Raw genomic sequence first — 14,463 nt, 5'->3', positions numbered from 1 at the left:
GCGGTCCTTGTCTGTTGAACCATTTCCGGAGCTGCATGCAGGCACAGTCATCAAAGTGCCTGCAACGAGAACCCCTGTTGCCGCACGGACTCGGTTCCAACGGCAAAGCATCTCTCGTCCTGCACGTGCTGGCTGTGCCACTACGCCTCCCCGACCCTATGAACTGACGCCAGCCAATCTGCGCAGATTCCGCGAGACGCCAGCACCGTCGCGACCACCAACTGCATCAGGTAACCGCTCCGAATCACTCTGTGCCCACACGTTACGCAAGAAGCCGTCAACAACCCAGCGCGTATCGACAGTTCCAGGCACAAGACGGGCCCAGAAACGTCACGATCCCTTTCAGTAGATCCGAAGAGCGATATGCCGCCCCTCAGTCCATGAGCGAGCACCCCCGAAACAGCAGTCGACCGATCGACACACGGGTCCAGTTGTCCGCCGGGGGCCAGACCCCCAGACCACCGCCGAGCCACTGAAGCTCGCCCACGGGCGGCCAAAGGCGTTGCAGGGAGGGCACCTTCATCCCATCGCTCCATGATCAGTCCCTTGTATTCGATCGAGCCGGCGATTCTGCGAGTGCGGTCCCCGCGCTCAATATGGGGTGCTTCACGGGCGCCGTACTCCTCGCTCCGCGCACCGCGGCACAGGTGAGTGGCAACGCCAGCAGGTCCTGGAGCGTGCCGTGCCCACCGGTCTGCTCGGCCCAGCCCTCCACCAGACGCGCCACAACAATGCCCGCGAGGCGCTGGTACTCCTCAGGCCGCTGTTCACGGCTGCCCAGCCACGGAAGGTTGCGGGCGTGATCGCAGAGGGCTTCCAGCTCAGCGAGCAGCGGGGTGGACAAGCCCGGGCCAGAGGCCGGCGTCTCGCATCCGAGGCGAGGAGGCGTGGTGGCGGTGCGGCGGAAACGGCGCATAGGAAGCTCCTGAGGTCGGCAGCCGGACGGATTCCGGCTGTACAACTACGGGAAGTCCTCCGAACGGGTGGGATGTGACAGCACGGGGCGATGAATTTCGGGAACTCTTGGCAGGCAGTCCGCTGCTACTCATCTGCGGCCCGGTGGGTGTTGTGGAGTCGGTCATCCCATGGGCCCTACTCGCTCGTCATGACGATCTCCTTCCGAAGCGCCGAAGCCAGTCCCGGATGCCAGGGGGATCCGGTTGAGCAACCTGTACGTGTGGCGGGTACATGGGCGGTGGGGGAATCGGAGGATCACCCGGCGGCGGACCTGCCGGCGTAGGCGCTGAGGGCGACGGGGCAGGGTCCGCCTCCGCGATGGGCTCCGGCGGGGGAACAGCGATCGGCACGTCCGGGACGGGAGGAACCTCGGATGTCGTTTCAGGGATGACCGGTTGCGGCGCAGGGGTGTTTGCCGGCAGACCTTGGGGCTTCGGCTCTGACGCTGGCGAGGCAGGGGCGGCGGGCGGTCGGGTGGTCGTGCGGGGCGCGTGCCGCTGGGGCATCGGGGCATGGGGCCGCGGCTGCGTCTTGGTCAGCGGGGGAGGGCAGGCGGGATCGGTCGGGAGTCCCGTGGCGCGGTTGGTGGTCCAGTAGGCGAGTTGCCAATGAGCCGTTGCCCAGAATTGCACCTCCGGCTGATCGGCCCGGTGCTTCCAACGCTCCCCGATGGCCAGGACGTGCATGCCGGGCTTCAGCGGGGCAAGGAGGCTGGGATGGCGGCTGCGGAGCAGCACATCGAACGGCGGCTGGCCGTCGACGCCCGGCGTCTGGCTGGCGAGGACGGCGTACGCTGTGCCGTTGCCCTTGGCGACACCGGACCGGATGACCGTGCCGTACACCGCGACGGGATGCGGGAGCGCGTTGCCGCTGGTGGCGACTCGCTGGTGGAGCTTGGCGTAGGCCGGCGGCCCGTAACAGAATCGGCGCCAGTGGATCAGCTTGCCGCGGTAGTCGATGGTGAAGAGCCGCAGCGCGGGCAGTGCGAAGGCATTGAGCTGAAGGAACTGTACGATCTTCACGGCGCTGTTCAGGGCCGGGGGCAGCACCGGGCGGATCGTGGTGATGCGCAGCGCGGTGAGATCGTCCAGCACACCATCAGGCGGTTCGACTGGATCAACGTCGGTTGGAGGTTGGGGGACAGAGCCGGAGCCATCGGGCAGCACCAGCCGCAGGCCGCCCTCCGGATTGGCGGCGACCACCCCTTCCGAGCCGCGGGCGATCTGCTCGATGACCCACAAAGGGTTGAGCGGGCACTGCGGACCATGGTCTGGGTGGCCGTTGAGCCGCAGGTGCGAATGGACCCAGGACGCCGGCCCACTGCCGGCCCGCGACTTCGGATAGCCGCGCACTGCGCTGACCGGGCGCGGGCAATGACGGCACTTGAGGGGCTTGGCGAAGGGCTGGGGATCTTGGCCGATCATGTCCAAAGTGACGACGAGGCCATGCGCATCCTCTGCCTCGATCATCCGGAATCCGTTGTCGTCCGACACTGCACTCTCCCCCTTCACCTCGCCGCCCACAGGGCGCATGAAGCGATCTTGCCCAGTGAAGCCCGGTAAAGGGAGAGGGCCTCTGCTCACGTTCCGCCGGACGGGAGGGATGCAGGAGCGGATTCGTGTGGCGTCCCACCCGGCGGCGATAGTGCTCACCTGCTGGCGGCTACGGAACCAAGCATTCCTCGGTTCCATAGCTCCCATTAGGCAGCGAGCCGTTCCCGGGTGTACTCGCGTAACTCGACTATCGGCTGCTCGGTCCGGTTGTCCAGACGGCGGATGAGCGCGGAGACGAGGTCTACGCAGCGGGCAGCTCCTGAACCGAGGGCGGCGTCGAGAGCGGCGCGGGCATCGGTCGCGGTGGCCGCAGCGTCTCGGCCGTGGAGCGAGCCTTCGGCCCGATAGGTCAGGAACACTGCTTTGGTGCGGGATCGGCGCGGATCGAGGTCGCCCAGCCCGGCGCCGATCGCGACGTCGGCTCGGGCTGGGTCGCCGAGGTCAAGCCAGCACCGTCCAGCGTCGGCGCTGACATCTGCCATCGACATCCAGGAGACCACTGGGGGCGTGTCCTGTGGGCGAATCCGCTCCAACTCGGTCTCGGCGGACGCCAGCGCGCGCTCGGTTCCCTGGCGATCTTGGAGTACTGCGCAGGCTCGGGCCCGGCGGACGTCGAGCAGGGAGCGGGCGGCTGGAGTGCGCGTGCGGGTGCGGGCGTACGCCAGGACTTGGACGGCGTCGGCGGGCCTGGACAGCCAGGTGGCCTGGTAGGCGAGGTCGGACAGGGCGACGGCGGCGAGGTCGCGGTCCCCGGCTTGATGGGCGGCGTGGACGGCAGCTTGCCAGTGGCGTTGGGCGTCGGCGTGCCGGTCGGCGTCGAAGCGCAGCCATGCGGCGCAATGTGCGAGGTCAGCGGCCACAGCGTGGACACGGCGACCGACTGCTGGGGTGTAGCGGTCCTGGGCGATGAGGTCGATGGCGGTGTTCAGGTGGGCGTCGATGAGACCGGAGACCTGCGGGTGCGGCCTGGCGGCGAGAGCGCGCAGCTCGCTGGAGCGCTGTTCCAGCCACTGCAGCAGTTCCTCGTCGACGCGCTGTCCGCCGAGGGCCTGGGACAGGTGGCGTGGTTCGATGCGGGCCCAGTCGGCGGCGACGTCGATGAGGGTGCTGCTGCTGAGTACCAGGAAAGATCGTCGGTCCATGCGGGTGATCTGCACCTCTCTCAGGGCGGCCCGGCTTCCCGACGGGCTGAAGGGGGCGGGCTGTTCGAAGGCCGGCAGCCAGTGGGGCCATCCGAGCTGTTCGATCTGGGCGGCGGGAACTTTCAGGACGCCGGCGAGCAGCGACTGGCTCTCCTGGCTCGGCATGGTGCCGCCCGTTTCCCACAGCCAGATCCGGTTGCGATCGATACCGCTGCGCAGGCCGCGCCGGAGGGACTGCTCGCGAAGCAGGCGGGCGAGGTCGTCCATGGACCAGTGGTGATGGCGGCGCAGATGCGCCAGCGGATGCCGATCCAGGTCCATGCCGCCCCCCGAGGTGTCGCCGCCGATGCCTCTCCCTCCACCATGCCGTACCCGGCCGGGTGGTGAGGCGGCTTCGCACGGGCGGGCACACACCGGACACACAGCCATCCCCTGGGGCGCAAGGGATGGCCGGTGGTGTTCTGACGGCTGAAGCCGCGCACCCGTGCGGCGCTGTCGAGAAGGGCAGGCCCGCGTGAACTCAAGGGACCGCTTAGCTGATCTGTCCGGCGCCACGGTCACGGTGACCGGCGGCTTCGGGTTGGTCGGCAGTCGCATCGTGCACCAGCTCCGCGCGGTCGGCGCCAAGCCGCTGGCCGTCGGCCGACTGGACGCCTACGGCAGTTCCGTCTACTCCTCCGTGTTCGAGATCTCTCCGAGAGACCCGGACGTCATCGCCGGCGACATCACCGACGCCGCACTGATGGACGACTTGGTGTCGCGCAGCGACTACGTCATCCACGCCGCGGCTCTGGCCGACGTCGCGGAGTGCACCCGCAACCCGGCGGCGGCGCTGAAGGCCAACATCAACGGCACCCAGACCGTGCTGGATGCCGCAGCCCGGCACACCGGCACGCTGAAGCGGCTGGTCTTCGTCTCCTCGGCCAGCGTCTACGGCACCGGCGCCGGATCAGAAGACGCGGCGGCACGGTTCCGCGAGACCGATCCGCTGACGCCCGGGTCGATCTACGCCAACACCAAACTGTGGGGCGAACATCAGACCGCCCTGGCCCTGGGCGGCACCGGCGGCTCGTACGCGATCGTGCGGTACTTCTCCGTCTACGGAGAACCGCAGGTGGTCAAGGAGAACAGCCACAGCTGGGTGGTGGCCTGGTTCGCCATGCGGGCCGCGCTCGGCCTGCCGCTCCACCTCAACGGTGGAGGCTGGCAGGTGAGGGACTTCGTGCACGTCGACGACATCGCGGAGGCGACCTTGCTGGCGGCCGTGACCGAGAGCGCGGACCGTTCGACGCTCAACGTCGGCACCGGCCGCGCCACCTCCATCCGACAGGTCGCCGATCTGGTGCGTGGCCACTATCCCGATGCGCGGGTCATGGCAACTCCCCGGCCGCAGGGTGACCCGCTGGGCGCATGCGCAGACACCACCCGTATGCGCCAGGTGCTGGGCTGGACTCCGCAGGTGGACATCGAGGACGGGGTGAGCCGCTACGTGGAGTGGCTGAAGCGGACCCCCGAGGCGATCCCGGCCTGGCTCCGCGCCGAGGCCCGAGCCGTCGCGTGAGCGGCTCAGATCACCGGGGGGCGGCCGAGTCGGGCCAAGGTGAACACGGTGCGCCACCGCATCGGTCGACGGGGTCCGCACGGGGTGCGCCAGCCCTCGGCGAACCCGCCGAACCAGGCCCGCAACCCGGACACGCTGCGGGTGCGGGCCAGCGTCAAGGCAACCCACACGCCCAGGTAGATCGGGATGAGCACCGCCGGCAGGTGCCGGCGTGCCAGGTAGACCCGGTTGCGGGCGGTGACCTGGTAGAAGAACGCGTGCCGGGCCGGGGAGGTGCGCGGGTGCTGGAGCAGCAGCCGCGGCTCGTAGCGCACCCGCCAGCCTGCGTCGATCGCCCGCCAGGCCATGTCGGTCTCTTCATGTGCGAAGAAGAAGGCGTCCGGCCAGGGGCCGACTTGGGCCAGCATCTTCGTGGACAGTACGTGTGCCCCGCCGAGGAAGCCGGTCACCAGCCCGCCGTGCATCGGATCACCGGCGCGCAGCCGAGGGACGTGGCGGCGCTGGGTCACTCCGGTCTCGTCCGCGATGCGAAAGCCGACGATCCCCAGCTGCGGGTCCGCCTGGTACAGCGTGGTGATCGTGGCGAAAACGTCGTCGGAGACCAGCAGGCCGTCGTCGTCCAGGTCCAGGACCAGGTCCATGTCCCGAAGGTGCTCCAGAGCGGCATTGCGGCCGCCGGTCACCCCCAGGTTCTCCGCCAGCTGCACCGTCTCGACCCACGGCGGCAGATCAGGCATCGCGCACCCGTTGGCCACCACCACGGTCCGAACCGCCGGAGCCGTCTGCGCATGGACCGAGGCCAGCAGCTCCGCCAGTTCCTTGGGCCGCGTGCCCATCGTCAAGATCGCCACGCCCAGCTTCACGCCTGCTCCGTACCCATCTGTGTGAGGGACGCCATGACCGATCGGACTCCGCCCGGCCGCGCCTGCCTGCAGGAACTCGCCTCGCAGCGCCGACTGCCCGCCCACCAGCCAATGGACCAGGTGACGCTCGAGTGGATTGCGGAAAACCGGCCGGTGAACTTCGACGCCGAGCCCAGCCTCCCACGCCCGGGCTTGATGCTCGAACCGCCCAGGTCCTGGTTCACCACCACGCGTCAGGCCGATTCCAACCACGGCATCCGCCACAACGCCCGCGTCAGCCTGCTCGCCGCGCTCCTGGCCCAGGAGTACGGGCTGGCGGGCGACGACGTCGCGGCGGCGTGCGTCGCCGGGGCGGTCCACGACTGCCGGCGGCACGATGACCGGGCGGATCCCGATCACGGTCGGCGCGCCGCATCGTGGTTCCTGCGCCACACCGCCACGGTCACCCGTGCCCTGGGACGCGAGGTACCGGTGGCTCTCCTGCACCAGGCGGCGGAAGCGGTCGCCGTGCACGACGTGCCCTATGACCGCTTCACCGCACGCCAGGAGCACGCCTATCGCCATGCCCCGCACTTGGTCGACGTCCTCAAGGCGGCCGACTGCCTGGACCGATACCGCCTGCCGCTTCAGCGGTGGTGGCCGGACACGACCCGGCTGCGGATCCCGGTGCCCGACTGGCTGCCCTCCGCCGCGTTCGCCCTCGTCGTGCGCAGCGAGCAGGCCGCCCTGGACGGTGCCACCCACCACCATGCCCTCACCGGCGCCCGCCAAAGCCTCACTCCCGGCCAGTAGGAGACCTTCTCGTGGACACCGACCTCGACGACGCCCACACCGACCACACCAGCACCCCCACCCGGCCCGTGGCCGGCGGGTGCATCGAGAGCGAGGCGGACTGGCGCGACCGCCTGCAGCACGACACCCCCGGCGGCTGGCTGTTGGCCCACAACGCCATGACCCAGGCCCTCACCAGCGGCCACCCGATCCATCTGATGCACACCACGACGGCGCTGGACGCCATCCGCGCCAGCGGCCAGCTGTACGCCTCCTCCGGGTGCCTGCTCGCCGCCCTGTACTGCGCGCCGCTGACTCCGACCTCCGCCGGCCTGCGTCCGCACAACCTCGGTGGCTACCTGCTGCAGACCAAGCCGCACACCCGCACATTGATGATCGAGATCACGCCCACCGCCCCAGCACCAGCCAAGGGCATCGACTACCTGCGGCTCGGCCGCGTCCACCTGCAGACCTACCTGGGCCACCGGAGTTTCCTCACCGAGGCCGAGGACACCCGGCTGCGCCGGAAGGCGCTCCACCAGATCCGCGCGGCCGCCCCCTTCCTGAACGTAGCTCTGGCCAACGCCACCGGACACCGGACGCCGCCGGGCACCTTCGTGGACCAGCTCGCCGCCGCCGTCCGCGACCTGCCGTTCTTGGGTTACCTGTACTTCGAAGTGCTGTCCGAGTACCTGCTGCTCCACTCCACCAGCGCGCAGACCAAGACATACGCCGCTGTCGGAGAGATGAACAACCTTCTCTACAAGCGCCTGGCGTTCTCCGCGGTCAACGGCATGGACAAGCTGTTCGACCTCTCCCGCTTCCACCCCGGCCACCGACGCCTGCACAACCTGATCGCTGACATCGAGCCCCGTCTCGCACCCGGAGCAGCGCTGTACACCCGCGACCGCCTCTCCCATCTGCTCACGGCCCTGGCCCTCGATGCCGGCCAGGACGCGACCTCCCTCACCTTCCGCGACCAGGACTTCGACGACCTCACCCGGGCCGCGCCGTCCCTGCTGGGGCAGACTCTGTTCCGCGAGATGCGGATCCTTCAGCGCTATCCGCAGCTCTACCTCGCTTTCGAGCAGGCCAAGGCCCTTCGGGCATGGAATTACTGGAACAAACAGCGGCTCGCGACGCCGTTCAACGGGTTCCTCCCCAAAGGAGAGATCGGGGTCAACCCCGCCTACCCTGCCGCCGATTGCAGGGTGTGGGTGGCGGAGACCTGCGAGCGGGGCCTGCTCCATCCGGTCGACGAGCTCGACGTGGCCTTCGTGCCCCGATTGGCAGACCTGGGCATGACCGCCATGCGCCGGGACGCAGCGGGCAAGGCAGCCGGGCATCCAGCTGTCGCCTGACGCTCTCGTCAACCGGTACCCCTGCCAGCCCAGCCGACGGACTACCCCGCTGTCCTTGACGGCACCGTGCCCTCGCCAGCGATCGATCCCGCCGTCAGACACGCTCTTGGGGAGCAATGACACCGCAGTCTCCCCCTATACCGCACCGCCTACAGACCGTCCTGTCTAGCAAAGCGGAAGAACGGCAGAGGGTCTCGCAAGGAACCGGGAAAGTGAGAGGGCATGTTCCGCATGTTTCTGGTGGGACGACTGCGCGTTTTCCTCACGCCTGGCGCTATAGAGGCAAGAGAGCGATGTGCTCTCGGGCACCGGACCCGGGACAACGGTGCTTGGCGTTGAGGAAAAGAGATCAGCGTGAATCACGATGTGGCCTGGCACGCGGTCACAGCCGCGGCACTGCTGCGGGTGTTTGTGCCAGATGTGCGGATAGCTCTGCGCCGCCTGGCTGGAGCCGGCGTGCGGATCGGCGCCGCTGAGATCCGGGAACGCACCTACCCCGCGCACCCGGTGACGACCGAGTCCCAGCAGGAGGTTCGGTGAACGAGCCGCGACCGGCCCCGATCTCGGACGTGGACGAGGACTTCCGCGTCGTTCTTCCGTTGGACTTCGCTGCGTTCCACAAGCTCCACAGCGCTGCCTACGAGCGCTACGCCTACGCCCGGCTGGGCTCACATACCGACGCCGCCGAGGCCGTCGATGAGGCATTCGCGCAGATGGCGCTGAACTGGCCGGGTGTCCTGAGCCAGCCCAACACGGAGGCCTACGCCTTCGCGATCGTGCGCAACCGGGTACGGGACGAGCTACGATCCCGGACCCGTCGACCGATCGTGGTCGACACCACTGTCTTCGAAGCGGTCGCCTTCCACCTGACCCAGGATCCGATCGCCGACCTGGAGGCTCAAATCGCGGTTCGCCAGGCGCTGACACTGCTACCGGACCGGCAGCAGGACGTGATCCTTCTGCGGTTCTACGCAGGCTTCTCCACCAAGGAAGTCGCTGAGCTGATGGGGGTCAGCTCGGCAACGGTGTCGTCTCACCGCCGTGCGGCCACCCGCCGCCTACGGGCCATCCTCGGGCCCGACCTGCCCGCCACCGAGATGAAGGGGGACTAACGATGGACCACATCGAGGAGGTCCTGGACCGCGCGGAGATCCTCACCCATGGATACTCCCGCGACACCCGCGCAGCCGAACGCCGCGTCGCCGCCCTCGTCCGCACCCACCTGATGGAGCGGGCGGCTCAGATGGACGCCACGGCGGCCGCGGCCGGGGCCTTCCACTGCTCCTCCCCGCGCTCACGGGAGACCACCTCTACTCCTGCGCGCCTGGAAGCGGCGATGCGCCGGCGAGCCCGCCACATCCGCCAGATGTGCGCCCAGGCCGTCCGGACCTCAAGCGCGTCCGCATCCATGGCGCAGTTCATCTCCTCCTCCCACACCGAACCCGAGGGCGCCCGACTCTTCGCCTGCCTGCTCAAACTGACCGGCCGCGACGAAGGCGCCCGCTTCTGGTGGCAATTCGCCGCCGGAGCAGGTGACCCGCATTCGGCGTACTACCTGGTCCTGCACCACGCCCAGCAGGGGGAACTCTCCGAAGCTCACCATTGGTACCGGCAGGTCGTGGCCTTCCGTACCGAGCGTCCCGGGGCGACCGTGCGGCTCCTCGCACAGCTGCTGCAGGTCCAAGAACCGCAGTCCGGCCCCGACGGCATGGGAAGCGTGACGTTGTGGGAGGTGATGTGCGAGCAGTTCCTGGCCGCAACGCGCGGACCGCTGCACATTGAAGAGAACGGCGACGACGACTACGGCGACATTCCATTGCCCGAACCGGACCTCGTCGAGGAAATCAAGGATCTGGCTGCCGTCTGACCGCCGCCGTGCTGGTGCGCCTCCTCAGGACCAGCACGGCGGTACCGCCCCATCGCAGCTCCAGGTCTTGGAGCTGCTTCTCCCTTACCTGGCCAGCCGGACCCGCGCGGCCCTACCCTCAGCCGCTGCCTTCGGGAGTAGCTTGCTGCCGATGCTGGGCCTCGAGGAGAGCGAGGTGAACCCTCAACGTCGCCATGCTGCCCACCGAGTTCATCTCAGCTGCGAGAGCGGGAATGAGCGCGTTGAGCGCCGGCCCTGCCCCCACTTCGGGCACTTGCCGCTGCCATTCCCGCACGGCGCGCACCATCCCGCTCTCTCCGCTCATGGTCATTTCAACGTCTGGAATCAGCGGAGGTCACACCCGACGCGGTGTGCCAGCCCAGGGCCAGACGGAGTCCGACGTTCCCAGCCGTCGCCTGCGCTGGGACCACCGCTTTGGCTCTGCGACCCGCTGCTCGGACCCGGGCGAGGAGGTCTCGGCCTCCTGGGCGCTCAGCTCAGGTGGCCGACGGTGCGGCTGCGTGCAGCATGGCGTTGGTGGGGGTGGCATCATCGCCGAAAACAGGGGTGATGATCGGTTCCCACGGGCCAGCGGTTTGCAGTTGGTGCAGGGTGGTGACGCCTGCGGGGAGGCGGGCGGCGGCACGACGCAACCGGGTATCGGCTGCCGCGAGCGCGCGCAGATCGGCCGTGCGCCGGTGCAAGGTGGCGGTGGGGGCGCCGGTGAGCACGAACAGCACGCGCGGGAAGGCGGGATAGCGGTCTTGCCAGGCCGCCCCGCTCCCCGCCGAGGCAGCGCCGGTACGGGATCGTCCGGTGGTGGGGGTGGGGTGATAGCTCTGGTAGCGGGCGTAAGCGCGCAGTTTGTCGGCGAGGCGGTCCGGGGTCATGGTGGCCCGGTCGATCTCCAGGAAGTAGCTGCAGATCGTGCGGGTGTTTCTGTGCCGGTGGATGTAGGACAGGACGGCGTCGGGGACTAGGAAGGCTTCGTCGCCGGTGCGGCTGTCGCCATCGCGCAGGCGGTGGGCGAGTTCTGGCTCCCAGTCCAGTGGTCCGCATTCGTGCCCGGCCCTCCGCGCGGCCTGGACGAACGCCAGGCCGGTGGCGTTGATGGCCAGGGTGTGTTCCTGCAGCTGGGAGGCCGCGCTCTGCTCTGTCATCCGGTAGGCGCGAGGACGTACCTCGCCGGCAGCCTCCACGAGGTCCGCTCCCGCACTGGTGCAGTACCAGGCGAGTTCGCCCTGCCCTCCGCGGCGGCGCACGGTCGCGCCCGCGAGCTGCAGGTTGCGCAGCAGGTTCAGTTGGCGGCGCAGGTACACCGGGTACGTGGTGTGCGGCTGCAGCAGCTGTTGGAGCTGGCTGGTGGTCATCAGCCGGTGTTGGTACAGCACCGGCAGGAGCTGTTCGGCGAGCTGTGGCAGGCCGTGGGTGCGGAGCATTCCGGCGGGATAGGCCATTACAGGTTCTCTTCTTCTCGGTCGTCGCCGGCGTCTGCGGTGCCGGTGTCGTGGGACAGGTCATGGCGCATGACGTCGTGCTGGCCGGACGGCGCTGATGCCGGGGCTGGAGGGTGGGCGGCGAGGTAGTCGCCGATCCGTTCGTCGAGGGTGGACAGGTCGGCGAGGATCTTCGCGACGGGTCGCCGGCCCAGGGAGATGTCGATGGCGGCGTCCAGGTCGGGCAGGGCGTTCGGGTCGTAGTAGCGGGAAAGCACCTGGTCGACCGGAACGCCCCTCACCTTGAACGGGGTGGTGCGTTTGCCGTGGAGCATGACGCTGACGATGTATTCGTATTTGTCCAGGCCGGCGAGGGTCTCCGGTGTAATGCCGGGCATTCGGGTCGCGACGTAGCGGGCCTCGTCGATGTCGGACGCAGTCGACGACAGGACGGACTGGTTCTGGAATGCCGCTTGCCGGGTGGTCTCCGACAGGCGCATCGCCATCTGCGTCATCGCCATGAGCCGCACCTCGTACTTGCGCAGCTGTTCGAAGATCTTGGCGATGAAGCCGCGGCCGGCGGCGTCGACGGCCGCGACCTCATCCATCCAGGCAAAGAACGTGCGGCGCTGCTCAACACGGGTGTCCTGGCGGGACGTGCCGGCCAGGAACAGATCGAAGATCAGCAGGCTGGTGATGAGCGAATCGCCTGCGCCGGTTCCGGACGGTGCGATGAGCACGATGCTCCCGTTGTCCATGGCGTGCCGCACGTTGTACGTGGACAAGGAGCCGCCCAGGAACGTTTTGAGGCTGAGGGAGGTCTCCAGGACGTCCAGCGCGTTGGTGACCGTCGGCACCGCGGTGGCGGCGTATTTCGGGAAGGTGACCCGCCAGAACCGCCTGATGTCGTCAGACATGTTCTCGAGGACTCCTGCCCGCCAGTCGTCCTCCGTCAGCAGGGATTTGATTTGGAAGATGGTGGGCTGCAGCTCAGGGCAGCCCGCCGCGACCAGCTGGTACGCCAAGTGGGCGAGCACCAGCACGGCATTGCTCAAGATCGCCCGTGCCTGCGGGGCGTTGTTGCCCCAGCCCTGCGCTGAAGCGATGCCGCCGACGATGGCGCCGACGACATCCTGGATGTCCTCGATGGGGCGGCCGCGCATGTCCAGGGGATTCCAGCACCCGAAGGGGCTGTCCATGCTGGGCTTGGCCAGGTCGATCAGCTGGACGCGGTCCCGCACCGCCGGATGCGTCAGATACGGCAAGGCACGGGTCAGCGCCTCCCCGTGCGGGTCCAGGAACCAGCACCCGTATCCGCCGTAGGCGAGGGTGACCATCTGGACCAGGGCCTGCTCCGTCTTGCCGAATCCAGACTTGCCCAGACCCAGGCCGAACAGCACATCAGCGACGTGCGCGGCAGCCAGATACTCCCGGCCTCCGGCACCGGTCACCCAACCGAGCGGGAGCATGCCGGGTTGTCCGGTCCATTTGGGCAGCCCGGCCGGGGCGGGCGGCACGACGCCGCCGCACCGGGCGACGTTGGTGGCCGCGCAGTGCTTCGTGGGCGGTTTCAGCAGGCCGGCGATCTCTGCGGTCGTGACCCACTGCCGCTTGGCGGGAGCGAACTCGCCGGTGGCCACGCGCCGGTCGAACGAGCGGCGGCGCCACCACACGTTGCTGTACGGCCGCCAGGCGGTGCGGCGGGGGCCGACCGGGCGCCACCGGTTCTCGCCGGAGAACATGGCCATCGCGCCGAGCAACTGGTGCAGCAGTGCGCGGGCCCGCACCGGATGCGTGGCGCTGACCCGGATGAGGACCTGGACGGCGAAGACCGGCTCGCCCAGCGTGAATTTGCCGACCCCGTCGGCGAGGTCGACCTGCCGGGGCACCTTCGCCGGCCGTGGCCGGCCGCCGGGGGAGGAGCTGATCCCCATACCGTCGGCCAGGACGGTGCGCACACTGTCCACCCAAGCACCGCCTCCACCGCCAGGACTCAGGCGCTCGCCGAACGCGGACGGCCCGCGCCGGGCCGCGCGGGCGATCAGCGACCGGCGGCGCCGGTCCACTTGACCATCTGGGACGGGCACCAGGTCCACCATCACATCGGCCTGTTCGCCGTCCTGGCTGCGCACGGCGGCCATGGCCGCGGCGAGGCGTTGCAGCGGGTCGGGGTCGGAGCCCAAGCGGGCCAGCGGCCGGTGATCGGGCCGGGCCAGCACCAGCTCGGCCCGCGCCACATACATCCGCCGCCCTTCCCGCACGCTGCCCGTAGCCAGCTTCTTCTTCAGGTTCACGCTCATCAGGCCGTCCCTCCGGTGGGTTGCGTGTGCGCGGGTGCTGGTGTGGGCCGAGGGGGTGCGCCTTCGAAGCGGATCCTCGGTACCGTCGGGCGGCCGCTGCCCAGGTGGGCGTGTAGTACTTCGACGTCGGTATAGCCAGGCATCCGCAACAAGCTCTCCGCGCGCACCGGACCTTCCAGCAAGGTGCGCATCTTGCTGTCGGTATAGGTGGTTCGCAGCCGGGTGGCCACCGCGCGCCGGGGCATCGACCCGCAGGCAGCGCGGACCGAAGCGATCTGTCCGGCCGACCAGCGCAACTCGGACGGGCCGGCCTCGAAGGTGGCTGCGGGCACTAGCTCGAAGGCGACCCGATCCCGCAGAGCGGCCGCCGCCCGCTGACGCCACCACCCCGCTGCGGCAGCCCAAATGGCCCCGGCGAGGAGCAGGCCGACGGCGGCCCACCACCGGTGGGCGCCCAGGAACGCCGCCATATGCTGCGGGACGTGCTCGATGTCATGCAGGATGATCTGCGGGTCTCTCACGTAGACCACCGGCGCAGACCACCGGTGCACCCCATGGGACAGAACATGTGCGGCCTCCTGATCTGTGAGGCGGGCCCATCCCACCTCATCTACCTACGGGAAGTGCGCGGGCGGCCCCGGATGTGACACGG

The 14,463-nt window shown here is 69.1% G+C and carries 11 protein-coding genes; 5 read left to right on the top strand and 6 right to left on the bottom strand.

Annotated elements, in window-relative coordinates; all coding sequences use genetic code 11:
• Positions 1-1,103: 1,103 nt before the first annotated feature.
• Together ABZ721_RS32310 and ABZ721_RS32305 are read right to left on the bottom strand one after the other, a co-directional pair.
• Complete coding sequence (locus ABZ721_RS32310) at positions 1,104-2,450, bottom strand: hypothetical protein (protein WP_358792322.1); 1,347 nt, start codon at positions 2,448-2,450, stop codon at positions 1,104-1,106.
• A gap of 206 nt (positions 2,451-2,656) precedes the next feature.
• Positions 2,657-3,919, bottom strand: a complete 1,263-nt coding sequence (locus tag ABZ721_RS32305; RefSeq protein ID WP_358792321.1) for an XRE family transcriptional regulator — start codon at positions 3,917-3,919, stop codon at positions 2,657-2,659.
• Positions 3,920-4,166: 247 nt separating this feature from the next.
• On the opposite strand from ABZ721_RS32305, the gene ABZ721_RS32300 reads away from it, so the two are divergent.
• Positions 4,167-5,213 carry an NAD-dependent epimerase/dehydratase family protein gene (locus ABZ721_RS32300; RefSeq protein ID WP_358792320.1) on the top strand — a complete coding sequence of 349 codons (1,047 nt, stop codon included), beginning with the start codon at positions 4,167-4,169 and terminating at the stop codon, positions 5,211-5,213.
• 5 nt (positions 5,214-5,218) lie between these two features.
• Here the strand turns inward: ABZ721_RS32300 and ABZ721_RS32295 are convergent, their stop codons facing one another.
• A complete protein-coding gene (locus ABZ721_RS32295; RefSeq protein WP_358792356.1) occupies positions 5,219-6,049 on the bottom strand; it encodes a glycosyltransferase family 2 protein in 831 nt (276 codons plus the stop codon).
• Positions 6,050-6,109: 60 nt separating this feature from the next.
• Between ABZ721_RS32295 and ABZ721_RS32290 the strand changes: the two genes are divergently transcribed.
• The 4 genes from ABZ721_RS32290 (at position 6,110) to ABZ721_RS32275 (ending at position 10,075) form a co-directional block, all read left to right on the top strand.
• On the top strand, positions 6,110-6,868 hold the full coding sequence (locus ABZ721_RS32290; protein ID WP_358792319.1) for a hypothetical protein: 759 nt from the start codon (positions 6,110-6,112) through the stop codon (positions 6,866-6,868).
• Positions 6,869-6,879: 11 nt separating this feature from the next.
• The gene (locus ABZ721_RS32285) at positions 6,880-8,208 is read left to right on the top strand and encodes a hypothetical protein (protein WP_358792318.1); all 1,329 of its coding nucleotides are present in this window, start codon (positions 6,880-6,882) and stop codon (positions 8,206-8,208) included.
• 536 nt (positions 8,209-8,744) lie between these two features.
• Entirely contained in the window at positions 8,745-9,320 is a 576-nt protein-coding gene (locus tag ABZ721_RS32280; protein ID WP_358792317.1) for a sigma-70 family RNA polymerase sigma factor, read from the top strand.
• A 2-nt stretch (positions 9,321-9,322) separates the two neighbouring features.
• Positions 9,323-10,075, top strand: a complete 753-nt coding sequence (locus ABZ721_RS32275; RefSeq protein WP_358792316.1) for a hypothetical protein — start codon at positions 9,323-9,325, stop codon at positions 10,073-10,075.
• 497 nt (positions 10,076-10,572) lie between these two features.
• Here ABZ721_RS32275 and ABZ721_RS32270 read toward each other — a convergent pair whose 3' ends face one another.
• From ABZ721_RS32270 to ABZ721_RS32260, 3 genes are read right to left on the bottom strand one after another with little or no spacing between them, the layout of a single operon-like run.
• Positions 10,573-11,532 carry a replication-relaxation family protein gene (locus ABZ721_RS32270; protein ID WP_358792315.1) on the bottom strand — a complete coding sequence of 320 codons (960 nt, stop codon included), beginning with the start codon at positions 11,530-11,532 and terminating at the stop codon, positions 10,573-10,575.
• Positions 11,532-13,811 carry an ATP/GTP-binding protein gene (locus ABZ721_RS32265; RefSeq protein WP_358792314.1) on the bottom strand — a complete coding sequence of 760 codons (2,280 nt, stop codon included), beginning with the start codon at positions 13,809-13,811 and terminating at the stop codon, positions 11,532-11,534. Before ABZ721_RS32265 ends, ABZ721_RS32270 begins: the two co-directional genes overlap by 1 nt.
• Entirely contained in the window at positions 13,811-14,332 is a 522-nt protein-coding gene (locus ABZ721_RS32260) for a hypothetical protein (protein ID WP_358792313.1), read from the bottom strand. The genes ABZ721_RS32265 and ABZ721_RS32260 overlap by 1 nt, the downstream gene beginning before the upstream one ends.
• Positions 14,333-14,463: the final 131 nt, after the last annotated feature.

This window comes from Streptomyces sp. NPDC006733, from assembly GCF_040636125.1.
Lineage (GTDB): Bacteria > Actinomycetota > Actinomycetes > Streptomycetales > Streptomycetaceae > Actinacidiphila.
Note: the sequence above shows the minus strand (reverse complement) of the source record. Positions and strands in the feature narration are given on the sequence as shown.